General features: G+C 53.1%; 14 protein-coding genes. 9 read left to right on the top strand and 5 right to left on the bottom strand.

The features are described from left to right. The first annotated feature begins 117 nt into the window (after positions 1-117). From TGAM_RS11245 to TGAM_RS04895, 5 genes are all read left to right on the top strand, one after another. Complete coding sequence (locus TGAM_RS11245; protein WP_015858580.1) at positions 118-291, top strand: hypothetical protein; 174 nt, start codon at positions 118-120, stop codon at positions 289-291. Beyond that, positions 288-1,904, top strand: a complete 1,617-nt coding sequence (locus TGAM_RS04910; protein ID WP_015858579.1) for a sodium/proline symporter — start codon at positions 288-290, stop codon at positions 1,902-1,904. Before TGAM_RS11245 ends, TGAM_RS04910 begins: the two co-directional genes overlap by 4 nt. Positions 1,905-1,994: 90 nt before the next feature. Next, entirely contained in the window at positions 1,995-3,473 is a 1,479-nt protein-coding gene (locus tag TGAM_RS04905) for an FAD-dependent oxidoreductase (protein WP_015858578.1), read from the top strand. A gap of 2 nt (positions 3,474-3,475) precedes the next feature. Beyond that, positions 3,476-4,636, top strand: coding sequence for an NAD(P)/FAD-dependent oxidoreductase (locus TGAM_RS04900; protein WP_015858577.1), 1,161 nt, complete (start codon positions 3,476-3,478; stop codon positions 4,634-4,636). A 38-nt stretch (positions 4,637-4,674) separates the two neighbouring features. Continuing rightward, entirely contained in the window at positions 4,675-5,445 is a 771-nt protein-coding gene (locus TGAM_RS04895; protein ID WP_015858576.1) for a class I SAM-dependent methyltransferase, read from the top strand. Here TGAM_RS04895 and TGAM_RS04890 read toward each other — a convergent pair. After that, entirely contained in the window at positions 5,433-6,224 is a 792-nt protein-coding gene (locus TGAM_RS04890) for a nitrilase (protein ID WP_015858575.1), read from the bottom strand. The two genes, TGAM_RS04895 and TGAM_RS04890, sit on opposite strands and share 13 nt — an antisense overlap. A gap of 326 nt (positions 6,225-6,550) precedes the next feature. Between TGAM_RS04890 and TGAM_RS11405 the strand changes: the two genes are divergently transcribed. Beyond that, positions 6,551-6,673 (top strand): hypothetical protein, encoded by a 123-nt coding sequence (locus tag TGAM_RS11405; protein WP_015858574.1) that lies wholly within the window; start codon positions 6,551-6,553, stop codon positions 6,671-6,673. Positions 6,674-6,696: 23 nt separating this feature from the next. Next, positions 6,697-7,353, top strand: a complete 657-nt coding sequence (locus TGAM_RS04880; RefSeq protein WP_015858573.1) for a metallophosphoesterase — start codon at positions 6,697-6,699, stop codon at positions 7,351-7,353. Positions 7,354-7,706: 353 nt separating this feature from the next. Here TGAM_RS04880 and pfdA read toward each other — a convergent pair whose 3' ends face one another. Both pfdA and TGAM_RS04870 read right to left on the bottom strand, forming a co-directional pair. Beyond that, positions 7,707-8,129: a prefoldin subunit alpha gene (gene pfdA, locus TGAM_RS04875; protein ID WP_048811151.1), complete on the bottom strand. Its 423-nt coding sequence runs from the start codon at positions 8,127-8,129 to the stop codon at positions 7,707-7,709. Between the two features lie 32 nt (positions 8,130-8,161). Then, positions 8,162-8,749: a CBS domain-containing protein gene (locus TGAM_RS04870; protein ID WP_015858571.1), complete on the bottom strand. Its 588-nt coding sequence runs from the start codon at positions 8,747-8,749 to the stop codon at positions 8,162-8,164. 104 nt (positions 8,750-8,853) lie between these two features. Between TGAM_RS04870 and TGAM_RS04865 the strand changes: the two genes are divergently transcribed. Continuing rightward, positions 8,854-10,263: a DUF2341 domain-containing protein gene (locus TGAM_RS04865; protein ID WP_238516259.1), complete on the top strand. Its 1,410-nt coding sequence runs from the start codon at positions 8,854-8,856 to the stop codon at positions 10,261-10,263. A gap of 3 nt (positions 10,264-10,266) precedes the next feature. On the opposite strand, the gene TGAM_RS04860 is transcribed toward TGAM_RS04865, so the two are convergent. Continuing rightward, positions 10,267-11,199, bottom strand: a complete 933-nt coding sequence (locus tag TGAM_RS04860; protein ID WP_015858569.1) for an SDR family oxidoreductase — start codon at positions 11,197-11,199, stop codon at positions 10,267-10,269. A 133-nt stretch (positions 11,200-11,332) separates the two neighbouring features. Between TGAM_RS04860 and TGAM_RS04855 the strand changes: the two genes are divergently transcribed. After that, positions 11,333-12,352 carry an adenylosuccinate synthetase gene (locus TGAM_RS04855; RefSeq protein WP_015858568.1) on the top strand — a complete coding sequence of 340 codons (1,020 nt, stop codon included), beginning with the start codon at positions 11,333-11,335 and terminating at the stop codon, positions 12,350-12,352. Here TGAM_RS04855 and TGAM_RS04850 read toward each other — a convergent pair. Further along, positions 12,345-13,289, bottom strand: a complete 945-nt coding sequence (locus TGAM_RS04850) for a hypothetical protein (RefSeq protein WP_015858567.1) — start codon at positions 13,287-13,289, stop codon at positions 12,345-12,347. The genes TGAM_RS04855 and TGAM_RS04850 overlap by 8 nt on opposite strands. Positions 13,290-13,293: the final 4 nt, after the last annotated feature.

Below are 13,293 nucleotides of genomic sequence, written 5' to 3'. Positions count from 1 at the left end.
CTTCCCAAATTTTCCCAAACTATTCAACATATAGTTTTGAACGGTAGGTTTATAACTTTTTGGCAATAATATACAGTGCTGGCCATTGGCCAGCATATATATGCAGGAGGGTTCAATATGGGGCTCAGTGCCGGTGGATGGGCATTGCTACTGGTTCCAACCCTTTTGGGAATAGCAACGATGCTCCTCTATGGTTTTTGGGACAGAATAACCGGCGAGGAGTACTACGTTGACGACGACATTTTAGCATACGACGAAGACCTAATTAAACAGCAGGAGGGAGCGGCATGAACACAGGGATACTGATCGGCTTCTTATTCTACCTCGCGTTGCTGGCCTACATCGGCTGGTGGGCCAACAAGTACACCAAGACCGAGGACCAGTACTTCGTGGGCGGAAGAAAGGTTCATGTCCTGGCCGCTACACTCTCCGATAAGGCGAGCGACTTCAGTGGCTGGCTGATGCTCGGTTATCCTGGAAGCGCCTTCAAAGCCGGTCTCGGTGCCTTTTGGGCTGCGGTGGGCTGTCTCTTTGGAACGCTCGCGGACTACGTTCTAATCGGCCCGAGGCTGAGAATCTACGCCGGTAAGTTCAGGGCGATAACAGTTCCGGACTACCTTGAGGCAAGGCTCAAAGACAACACCAAGCTGATAAGAATTCTCAGCGCGCTGATAATCCTCATATTCATGACCGCCTACGTTGCCGCCCAGTTCACGGCCGGTGGAAAGACGTTCGCTGAGGGTTTTGGGATCAGTGACAACGCGGGAATAATCCTCACAGTGATAATCCTAACGGCATACGTCATAACCGGCGGCTTCTTCGCGGTTGTCTGGACCGACGTCGTTCAGGCAATGTTCATGCTCCTGACTCTGATAATCGTCCCATTCCTTGCGCTTGCCAAAATAGGTGGTTTCGACAAGGCTACCCAGATAATAGCCCAAGCAGACCCGACCAAGCTCGACCCCTTCGGAGGGGCAACCGGCTGGGCCGCGATAATATTCGCCATCGGCTACGCCTCTTGGATAGTCGGTTACCTCGGCCAGCCACACATAGTTACGCGCTACATGAGCGTTGAGGATCCAAGGAAGCTCAGAAGGCCCGGAATCTTCATCAGCGGAACCTGGACAATAATCGTCCTCTGGGGTGCATTCTTCGCCGGATTCCTCGGTTTCGCGATGTACCAGGCTGGAATCCTCAATGTCAGCGACCCGGAGAAGGTAATCCCCGCGATGGCCGTTGAGCTCATGCCCGGCTGGTTAGCTGGCTTCGTCATAGCAGGTATAATTTCGGCAGTGATGAGCACCGCCGACTCACAGCTTCTCGTCGCTTCCTCCGCCATAGCGAGGGACTTCTACCACAAGGTTCTCGGCAAAGAGGTCGGCAAGAAACAGATGGTCAACATATCGAGGGTTGTCGTTGCAGTTGTCGCCCTCGTTGGCCTCTGGTTCGCGTTGACTGGGCCTAAGGTCATCTACCAGATGGTCGCAACCGCTTGGGGCGGTCTCGCAGTCGGCTTCGGCCCGATTCTCGTGCTGAGCCTCTGGTGGAAGCGCGTCACCAAAGAAGGCGCAATCGTCGGCATGGCCTACGGCCTTGTCAGCGAAGTCATTCTTGAGGCCAAGGTCTACGGCTGGGCCTTCAACCCGGATGCCCCAGGAATTTTCGGAACAATCGGCTCATGGTTCAACGGCGTTCCGGTGTTCTTCATCAACTTCTTCATTACCCTGTTCATCATAATCGTCGTCAGCCTCTTCACGAAGCCGCCGGAAGACATCGTCAAGCTCCACGAGGAGCTCTTCAGGAAGGTTCCCATCGAGACCGGAAAGAAAAGCATCACCGAGACCAGGGCCAAGAGCCAGGTCGAGAACGTCGCCGACTTCCTCATCGAGCGCGGTCTCGCCTGATTCCTTTTTTAACCATTTTTGGACAACCTAACGTTTATAAGCATTGGTGTATAAGGTCGAACGCGACCGGAAAATTTTCGGGGTGGGAGCATGAGACCGCTCGACCTAACTGAAAAGGACCCTTCTAAGAGAGTCACGATTTACTTTGAGGGGCAACCCCTTGAGGCATACGAGGGAGAGAAAGTTACCGTTGCCCTGCTCGCGAACGGCATATACTGGCTCACGACGAGCACGGGGGGAAGAAGGAGAGGTGCCTTCACCTTTGGCCCCGTCCCGATGGTCGTCAACGGCGTCAAGAACGTCAACGCGAGGAAAACCGCTGTAAAGGACGGTATGAGGCTCGAAAGGCAAGGCTACGACGATTTCCAGGAGAACGTGGAAATTGATGAAGGTAAGCCCGTTCTTCAGTACGTGGTTGACGTGGCCGTTATCGGCGCCGGTCCGGCTGGTCTCGGCGTCGTCAAGGAAATCGGCGGAAGGCTTACGACAGCGATAATCGAGGAGAGGGGCTGGCTCGGTGGGGACTTAAAGCTCAAGGGCGTCGAGCAGGAGGGCTTTGGAGACCCCAAAGAGGCCCTGAATGAGCTCTCTGATTTGCCTGAGAACACCCGCGTCTTCCTGAAGAGCGTCGCCATTGGAGTTTTTGACAAGGGTGAATACTTCCTCGTGCCGATAGTGAGGGGTGACCAGCTGATTGAAATTCTCGCCAAGCGCGTGGTTTTAGCTACCGGAGCGGTTGACAACATCATGCTCTTCGAGAACAACGACTACCCCGGCGTCTTCAGGAGGAGCGACGCGCTCGAGGTTATGAACGTCTGGGGAGTGGCTCCTGGAAGGAAGGTTGCCGTCGTTGGAGCGTTTCCCGAGGAGATAACGGCCGAGCTCGACCGCTGGGGGATTGAGTACGTCGTCGTGCCCAACCCGAAGCGCGTTGAAGGGAACGAGAAGGTCGAGAGGCTCATAGATGCAAACGGTATCGTTTACGACGTTGATGCCGTCATCATGTCCGACGGCAGGAGGCCCGATATAAACCCCATAACCCAGGCGGGGGGAAGGCTTTACTTCAAGCGCGGTTACTACAGGCCCGTAATTGACTCGAACCACAGAATCCGCGAGGGAATCTACGTTGCAGGCAGTGCGGTTTCAATAAAGCCCCACTACGCGAACTACCTCGAGGGAAGACTCGTCGGCGCTTACATCCTCAGGGAGTTCGGCTTTGAGGCCGAGCCGTGCGTCTACGAGGAGAGGCTCAAGAACTACGAGCCGATAGCCGTTCCAGTCCACAGGCTTCCATTGGATGAGTTTAACAGCCAAGACGTTCACATCTGCGGCTGCGACGTGACGCTGAGAAAGGTCGACGACGTGGTGAAGTCCGGCATCACCGACCTCCAGATAATCAAAAGGCTGACACACCTTGCGATGGGCTTCTGTCAGGGACGCTTCTGCCTCTTCAACGGTGCAGTGGTGGTCTCCCAGAGAACCGGAACGCCGATGGATAAACTTGACATTCCCGTCGCGAGACCGCCAATTAAGAACGTCAAGATGAAGGTTCCCGCGAGGAGGGATTGAAGATGCCGACGAAGGAACTCCCTGAGAGGAGCGAGATAACGATTATCGGTGGCGGAATAGTCGGCGTTACGATAGCGCACGAATTGGCCAAGCGCGGTGAGGAGGTTACGGTCATAGAGAAGCGTTTCATAGGTTCGGGCTCTACCTTCCGCTGCGGAACGGGCATAAGACAGCAGTTCAACGACGAGGCCAACGTCCAGGTTATGAAGCGCTCGGTCGAGCTGTGGAAGCGCTATAGTGAGGAGTACGACTTCCCCTTCGAGCAGACGGGCTACCTCTTCCTGCTCTACGACGATGAGGAAGTGGAAACCTTCAAGCGCAACATCGCGATACAGAACCGCTTCGGCGTTCCGACGAGGCTCATAACGCCCGAGGAAGCCAAGGAGATAGTCCCGCTCCTCGACATCAGCGAGGTTATTGCCGCGTCCTGGAACCCCACGGACGGAAAGGCGAGCCCCTTCACGTCAACGGCAAAGTTCGCCATAAAGGCCGAGGAGTTTGGGGCAAAGCTCGTCGAGTATACCGAGGTCAAGGACTTCATAATCGAGAACGGCGAGATTAAGGGGCTGAAGACGAGTAGAGGGGTCATAAAAACGGGGATAGTGGTCAACGCGACCAACGCCTGGGCCAAGCTCATCAATGCGATGGCAGGGATAAGCGTGAGGATTCCAATAGAGCCCTACAAGCACCAGGCGGTAATAACTCAACCAATAAAGAAGGGAACCATCAGGCCGATGGTCATCTCCTTCAAGTACGGGCATGCATACCTCACCCAGACCTCACACGGTGGCGTCGTCGGTGGGGTCGGCTACGAGCTCGGGCCAACCTACGACCTCAATCCAACCTACGAGTTCCTCCGCGAGGTGAGCTACTACTTCACCAAGATTATCCCCGCTTTGAGGGAGCTCCTAATATTGAGGACGTGGGCCGGCTACTACGCCAAAACTCCCGACAGCAACCCCGCGATAGGGAAAATTGAGGAGCTGAGCGACTACTACATTGCCGCCGGCTTCAGCGGGCACGGCTTCATGATGGCCCCAGCAGTGGCAGAGATGGTAGCGGACCTGATTACCAAGGGCAAGACCGACCTGCCGGTCGAGTGGTACGACCCGTACCGCTTCGAGCGCGGTGAACTCCGCGGGCAGGCTCTTCAGATGGGTTGAGTTTTTAACCCTTCTTTCCAAATTTACCCGGTGGTTTTATGGCTTCCCTCTACGATTACATGAGATTGCCTATGGATCCGTCCAGCGAGATTGCCCAGAAGAGGTACGTGGCGATAAGGAGTTTCTTTAACTGGGCCCTCAAAGAGAAACTCGTACCCAGAAAGAGGGAGCTCAGAGTTCTTGACCTGTGCGCTGGAACCGGGATAGCCGGGGCCGCTCTCTTGGAGACCCTCACCGAGTGGGGCATAGAGGCCTCGCTGACCCTTATTGAAAAAAGAAAGGAGGACCTCCTCCTGGTTGAGGAATGGCTGTCGGGTGAGAGGGAAGTCATTGGAATCGTCGGGGACTGCCTCACAGAGCTCCCAAAGCTGAGGGACTTCGATGTTGCCCTGCTTTGGGGGCACAGTATGGCTCACTTCAACCCGTTTCAGGCGGCGGAACTCTTTCGGAGGGTCGCGAAAGCTCTGGGCCATGATGGGGTGTTCCTGATAGAGGAAACAGACAACTTCGAGAGGCTATTCTACAGGGGAAGGTATCGCAGTCCCCACGTCGAGGCACGGGGCGATGACTGGACGCTGGTCTCCCTCGACGAAGGATACTCACGAAAGAACGGCACTATGCTCGTTGGATTTTACAAACTTCCCGGCTGGGAGCCCGTTGAGAGGGCCGAGATCAGACTCTGGGACCTAGCAGGAATTGCGGGAATGGTCTCGATGGCCTTTGAGAGGGTTGGTATCGTTTCAAAGAATGAACACGGAATCGTTGGGGTGGACGATGTTGTCTACGGTGCCTTCCCTCACCGGGCGTAATATTCGGGCCTCCTGTCCCTGAAAACGTCGTTGTAGTCGTTGAGCCTCTTGTTCCGGGCAAGACTCAGGTCTATCTCCGCTATTCCAACCTCCTCCCCGTCCTCGCTCCCCTCCACCAGGGTCTCGGCCAGAGGCGAATTTATCTGACTTCTACCGATGAACCTGAGGCCCCTTTCCTCACCCACACGATCCGCGGTTATCGTGTAGACCCTGTTCTCAAGGGCCCTTATCGGCATGGCCCTAGGAGCGTAGGGCATAACCAAGTTGGCTGGATGGGCTATTATCTCGGCCCCCTTTAGGGCAAGGGTTCTGGCACTCTCCGGGAAGAACCAGTCAAAGCATATCATAACCCCCACTCGGACAAAGCCGAGGTTAAAGACCTCAAACCCGAGGTTTCCCGGCTCGAAGAACTCCTTCTCCCGGGCAAAGAGGTGAACTTTTCGGTACCTTCCGATGTAGCCGGTCGGACCGACTATGACTGCGGAGTTGTAAAGCCTGCCGAAGCGATCTTTTTCTGCCGTTCCAGCAATTATGAATATCCTGTACCGCCTCGCAAGGCGTACGAGAAAGCGGGTCGTTTTACCATCAGGTATGGGGGAGGCAACTTCCTCAACCTCAGCCCTGTTTTTGAAATTATAGCCAGTATCAAAGAGCTCAGGAAGAACAATGAGCCGGACTTCGTTCTCGGCGGCTTCAGCTACCAGTCTCTCCGCCCTGGAGTAGTTGGCCTCTGGATCGAGCAGCACGGGTCTCATCTGGCCAAAAGCGACCTTTACCATTTCTCCCACCTTGAGCACCTATGTGATTGGAGTAAATAAAGTTGTCGTGGACAAGATGAGGTTTAGAAAATGGTTTTAATCTGGCAAATCACATTTTTAGATAATATCTCGGTCTTAAATCACCAATGCGTTTTGAATTCCAACGCACTAATGATTATCGATGGTTTTTATTCCCTAAATCTAGAGTAGAGCCTTTAAATAGGCGTTTATGCGAGAATTCATGAAAGGACAGATGAGCGGCTTTTTTCAGTTTAGAGACCAGTAAGGAAGCGGAAGAGGGAGTCAAAGGGAAAAAGCTTAAAAACCCTCCCGGGAACCCGGAGCTGGTGACGATCATGAAGAGGCGTCCAAGGAAGTGGAAGAAGAAGGGCAGGATGAGGTGGAAGTGGATCAAGAAGAGAATACGCAGGCTCAAGAGACAGAGGAAGAAAGAGCGCGGTCTCATCTGACCCCTCTTCCCTTCGGTGGTTATATGGGGGTTTCTCCCTTTTCTTTCAATGACCTTTCACTTGAACTCCAGACCTCCAGGGGAAGAACCCTCGTTCTCGCGGATCTCCACATCGGATTCGAGCTCTCCAGGGGATTAAGGATCAGAACGAGGTTTGAGCATGCCCTCGCCCGGTTCATCGCGGAAGAAGATCCCGACCTTCTAATAATTCTCGGGGACGTGAAGGAACCATTAGGTCTCCCTTTTGGACTCAAAAAGATTCTCATGGAGTTCTTTTCGGAGCTCAAGGGGATCCCAACGGTCATCACAAAGGGAAATCATGATGGCCGGATAGAAGAGGCCGTTAAACCCTTCAGGAATGTCGAGGTTGTTCAATATTTTGTCCTAGACGATATGCTGTTCCTCCACGGCCACACTCAACTTCCGAAGGGCAAATTCGCTGAAATTTACCTCGGGCACATCCATCCTGCGTACGTGTTCAAGGCCGGTGGGGCCAAAAGAAAAGTAAAGGTCTTCGCGCGAACGGGGAGTTACCTCATACTCCCAACTGTGAACCCTTACATAGATGGATTTCCCCTTGAGGAGGGTCTAAAAATGGTCCCATTCCTGAGGGACGTTGAATATATTGACATTTTTCTACCCGAGGGGGTTTACCTCGGAAAAATACGAATGAAAGGATAGACAAAAGCAAACAAAAAGCCGCACTTAAGCTTTCGTTATTCTAACAGATCGTGAGTTTTAGCCCCCTTATTTGATCCACCAAGACCATACCACCCCGGTAAGGGTGGGATCGCCGCCAATTTTATCGATATCTTGATTTTAAGGATTACTCAATCGCAAAACGGTAGAAAAAGCCATATATAAGCTTTTTTGTTCAAGATATCCAGGGTCAGAAAAACCTCTTTGGAAATTCACCATGCACCTACATAAATGCCTACATATCTGGTCAGTCCGTTAGGAGAAATCCAACGTTGTTGATTCACTTGCGGGAAACTATTAAAATTTTTACAAAGGTTTGAAAATAGAACGGAAAATCATCTCTCAAGTGACTGAGCGCGCTTTGCCAGCTCCTGGAGCTGCCCGTCGAGCCTCCTGAGCGCCTCCTGAGTTTTCTGAATCGCAGTGTCGTACTCATTGATCCTCCTATTGATCAGTTCTATGGCGTTCTCAAGGGGCATCTCCGCGGAATACCCTGCCCCTATGCTAACAACGGCCCGCTCCTTGTCCAATATGGTGCCCTTGAGAAAGGAACCTCCACCAATCGGCACGAGGATCTCGGGATTCTCCGAGTCTATGTTCTTCAGTCCTTCAAGGGTCTCCTTAAGGGCACTAAGCTCGTTCCTCGCAATGGTCAGGAGCTCAAGGTTCTGGGCCAGCAGCTGAGCCTGAGCCTGAAGGAGCTGATACTCGTACGCGAGCTTCTCAAGCTCTTCCCTTTTCTTTACGTTCTCTCCCATTCGAATCACCTGGGAGAATTGGGAGGGGTGGTTTAAAGGCTTTCCGCAGCGGTTCTGCCCTTGAAGATATCAACCCTTGTTATTATCCCCACGATTCTGCCCGTCCTGTCCTGAACGAGAACCGCCGGGTGTTCCTCAAGGAGGTATTTAACAACCTCCAGATCCTCCTCCTCGTTCACGATTGGGAAGGGTTCGTCCATTACCTCCAGAACCTTCCTGTCGTAGATGTCCTCGTACTCGAGGCTTCGGCGAACGAGTGAGCGCTCGGTGACCGAACCAACGACCTTGCTCCCACTTATAACGGGGATCTGGGAAATGTTGTGGGAGTTCATGAGCTTTATCACGGTCTCAACTTTCTCATAGGGTTTAACTGATATGACGGGCGAGGACATAACATCCTTGGCCTTTGGAAGTGCCCTCTTGCACTCCAAAAGGGCCTGGAGAATACGGTTAAAGGTTGATAACCTTGGATCGACTTTGCCGCTCTCAAGCTTCGCTATATAAGCCTGAGTAACCCCAGCTTTTCTGGCGAGCTCTTCCTGAGTTATGCCGAGCTCTTTTCTGATCTTCCTGATGATGGAGGGGTCGATGGGCCGGGGTATGATCACCGTAATGACCACCAGTTATATCTTGGGTTTTTAGTTAATAAACCTTGGGGAACCGTTTTAAGACCCTCAAGCCATATCCGTAATTAATGAGGGTCCTAAAATCCGCAACAGTGCTGATGCTCATTCTCACAGCCCTTGCCGTTCTCGGGTTAGCCGTGCCTAACATTAGCGTTCAGGTTCAGGGGGTTGGAAGCTCAACAACCCCCGTGTACAGCCCTACGGGTTCGGGAGGCTTCTACTTCTGGATCTCAACGGCAACGTATAACATTCTGAACGTTACACTGATGTTCGCCGACAACCTGAGTGCTGGAACGACGATATACGTCAAGCTTTACAACTCGAGTGGGGCCTTAATAGCAGTCTGGAGCAGAACTTTGACACGGGTTCTCCCCGCCTTGGAGGAGATCAACGTCTCCCCATCCACTCAAGTCAGCATCTACGACGTTTCAGACATTCACATCGTTCTCGATTCACCAGACTACGTTTCCGGTGCCGGCAGTTTCCAGCTTCTGGTGAAGAAAATAGGAGTGGGACTGTTTGCCGGGGATATCTGCAATCCAATAGCTGTAAACAACCCGGGTATAGCCCCTCTCTACAACTACACCATAAAGGTTGCCCTCAACTCAACCTCTGACGTTCTCTGGGGGTATATCAACTCAACAAACGTATATTTTACCACATCCACTGGGAGTCCCCTCTATTATTGGGTGCAACAGCTGGACTCCACAAATGAGCACGCCGTTCTCTGGGTGAAAGTTCCCTACATACCAGCGGGTGAAAGCGTCGTGGTGTGCATGCACTACGGTGGCACCAATCCATACTCATCCTACAATGACCCGCACAGGACGTTCCTGCTCTTCGATGACTTCGATGGAACCAGCGTAAACACAACTAGATGGAACGTTCATGGAACCCCATCAGTGAGTGGCGGGATCCTTTACATGAGCGGTGTCTATCAAATAGGATGGTTCTATCCCCGGATATATGGGAATTCCACGTGGATCTGGACAAAAATAAACCTGCCCTCCTCCTATGAGGTCATAATGAACGCGAGTCTCTCTTATCCTGACTGGGGGATTGCCTTTGGGAGTAATAGCTTTACCCCCGGTCCTTTTTACGCGATTTACATAAATGCAACCTCCGGGATAGGATATGGTGAAACCATAGAGTACGACAATAACCTGAACGAATACGATGCCCTGACCAAGAGGAGCATAATAAATGGAAGCGGAACAGTTTTAGATTATATAAACAATCCCTACACCCTCAACACCTGGAGCATCTTCGAAATTTACGTAAACTCAAACAGTACAGTATATACGTATCAAGATGGAACTCTTGTAGTCTGGTACACCCTGAATCCCTCGTACGTCACAAGTGGGCCCTTCGGCTTCGGTCAGATAACGGGAAGAACCCCCAGCGAGTATGATTGGATAGCCATAAGGAAGCATGCCTCCCCCGAACCGACTGTCACAGTTGGTCACTGGTATGGGGCCCTAGTATACTATCCCTCACCACCAGGATAAACCTCACTCAGCACCTTCCCCCGTTTTCCGGAAGAATTCAACGGTCCTCTTAAGCCCCTCCTCAAGCGAAAACTCCGGCTCGAAGCCGAGCTTTCTAATCTCGCCTATGTCTGCGAGGCTGTGTCTAATATCCCCTGGTCTGGGCTTATCAAAGATTATCGAGCTCGTCGTTCCTGTTATCTCAACGATCTTCATTGCGAGTTCTAGGATGCTCGTTTGCCTTCCGGTTGCGACATTGAAGACCCTACCGTTGGCACGCCTGCTCTCAGCAACGAGGAGGTTAGCTTTAACCACGTCCTTCACGTAGATGAAGTCGCGCGTCTGTTTGCCGTCGCCGAAGATTACGAGAGGCTCTCCGGCTAAAGCCCTTTTTATGAAGATGCTTATAACGCCAGCGTACTGGTTGGCGCTTTGCCTCGGACCGAAGACGTTGAAGTAGCGGAGCGCGACGACGGGCAAACCGTAGAGCTCGTGATAAACGCGAAGGTACTCCTCGGCCGTTGCCTTCGTCACGCCATATGGTGAAAGCGGTCTCGGCCGTTCGGTCTCCTTCAGCGGGAGGTTGGGGTTATCGCCGTAAACAGCCGCTGATGATGCAAATATGAGCTTTCCGTGTCCTTCGAGAAGGGCCCTGAGGATGTTGAGCGTTCCGAGGACGTTCACCTCCTCTGTAAAGACCGGATCGCGTATGCTCTCGACGACGCTCACCTGTGCCGCCTCGTGGAAGACGTAGTCAGCATGACTTATCAGCTCGGCTATCGCGTCGTAGTCCCTTATGTCGGCCTTGACGAGCTTCGCCCCCGGCGGGACGTTCTCGGCCCTACCAGTGTAGAGGTTGTCGATCACGATGACCTCGTTGTCCTTGACGAGTTCCCAGGCTATGTGTGAGCCTATGAAGCCGGCCCCGCCAGTGATAACTACCAGCCTGTTTCTCATTCCAATCCCCAACCGTTGGTGTTAATCAAGAGTTTTAATCTTTTTCAGACATTTCCCGTCTTCCATTAACATTGAAATGTCCAATTCGAAACCATTATAAGGGCCCTCTTGACTTAAACGTTGGTAAGGAGCCATGCCGAGCTACATCGTCGTTGGCGGTCAATGGGGAGATGAAGGTAAGGGTTCTATCATAGCCTACCTCGCCCTAAAAGACGAACCCGAGGTCATAGCGCGTGGCGGTGTTGGAACGAACGCGGGACACAGCGTTTTTATCAACGGGAAGAGATACGCGGTGAGACAGCTCCCGACCGGCTTTATACAGACCAAAGCGAGGCTCCTCATCGGAGCAGGCGTTCTTGTCGATCCTGAGGTGTTCTTCCACGAGCTTGAGCACCTCAAGGACTTCAACGTCGCCGGGAGGGTGGGGATAGACCACCGCTGTGCGATAATCGAGGAGAAGCATAAACAGCTTGATCGCTCCAACAGCCACCTCCACGACAAGATAGGGACGACGGGAAGCGGTTGCGGACCTGCTAATGCGGACAGGGTCATGCGAAAGGCAAAGCTCGCAAAGGAGGTTCCCGAGCTCGAACCTTATCTAACCGACGTGGCCCAGGAAATCAACGACGCGCTCGACGAGGGAAAGCTCGTCCTCATCGAGGGAACCCAGGGCTTCGGGCTGAGCCTCTACTACGGCACCTACCCCTACGTGACCTCCAAGGACACCACAGCCTCCGCCATAGCAAGCGACGTCGGAATAGGCCCGACGAGGGTTGACGACGTTATAGTCGTCTTCAAGAGCTTTCCAACGAGGGTCGGCGCTGGACCTTTCCCGACGGAGATGAGCCAGGAGGAAGCTGAAAAACTTGGCCTCGTCGAGTACGGGACGGTGACTGGAAGGAGGAGACGCGTCGGCTGGTTCGACTTTGATTTCGCCCGCTATTCGGCGAGAATCAATGGAGCAACCATGATAGCGCTCACGATGCTCGACAAGTACGATAAGAACGCCTTCGGTGTAACCGACTACGATAGGCTTCCAAAAAAGGCCAGGGAGTTCGTGGAAGAAATAGAAGGGCGCGTAGGTGTGCCCGTCGGGCTCATAAAAACGGGGCCCGAACTGGAGCACATCATCGACAGGAGGGAGGTCATTTAGTTTCACTTTTCCTTAACACCACCTCAAATTTGCCTTCCTCGCCGATGTCCAGTCTGAGGGGAACGTCGAGTGCGAGCCGTATCCCATACCTCCCGTGACCGGCTATGCACTCAAAGCCGTCCTCCCCAAAGGGATCCTCCCTCACGAGCAGGCGGAGGAGTTCCCTTGGGGAGATGGTGCGATGGGCTATGATCAGAACGTCGTCCTCAGGGAGGAGTCTCTTCGAAAAGGAAAAGTTGATGCCCTCCCCAATCCTGAAAACGTTTGATTCAAGGGCCGAGTGAAAGATCTCGACCTTGGCCTTCCGCGCCTTGAGCAGGTTCCCGTAGACGCTGCCCTCTATCGTTTTACCCCTGCCCTCGAATACAAGCTCAGCCTCATCGTTTTCCCATGTGGCAACTATCCTGCCCGAACCGGTGACTTCACCTTCGCGCGTCGCCACGAGCATGAGCAAACCCTCACCGGGCCCGGAGACAATCCTCAGAGCCGGAAACTCAATGAAGCCGTCCCCGTTCCTCTTCACTGTAATTAGGAAGGGCCCTTCCGGGAGTTCCACTTCCGACCCCATTCCCCTCGAACGGACATCGAACGAATGAGACCATACATAGTTTCCCCTTCCTCCCCTCCTCCATTCTCCCCTGCTCCTGTAAACCCCGACCTCGTACTCTATCTGGGCGGGGAAGACTATCTTCCAACCCATCACTTGATCTGGGAGTGCTCCAAGCGCGTTATCTTCAGCGCGATAGTTCCTGAACGCGAACAAGACAATCGCAATGGAAACAGCTGTAACCACTGCCGCGAGAGCATGGAAGGAGGGTGCAACTTGGGAGGGGGCGATGAGAGCGACTTTGAGCATAACCGCAGTGATTAGCACGAAGAGTACGATAATAAAAATCACGTACCTCTTCGAATACCTTCTGTAAACAAGCACCCTCATGAAC

Origin of the sequence: Thermococcus gammatolerans EJ3 (genome assembly GCF_000022365.1) — an archaeon.
GTDB classification, from domain to species: Archaea; Methanobacteriota_B; Thermococci; order Thermococcales; family Thermococcaceae; genus Thermococcus; species Thermococcus gammatolerans.
The sequence above is the reverse complement of the archived record's forward strand: the minus strand, read 5'-3'. Positions and strand labels throughout refer to the sequence as shown.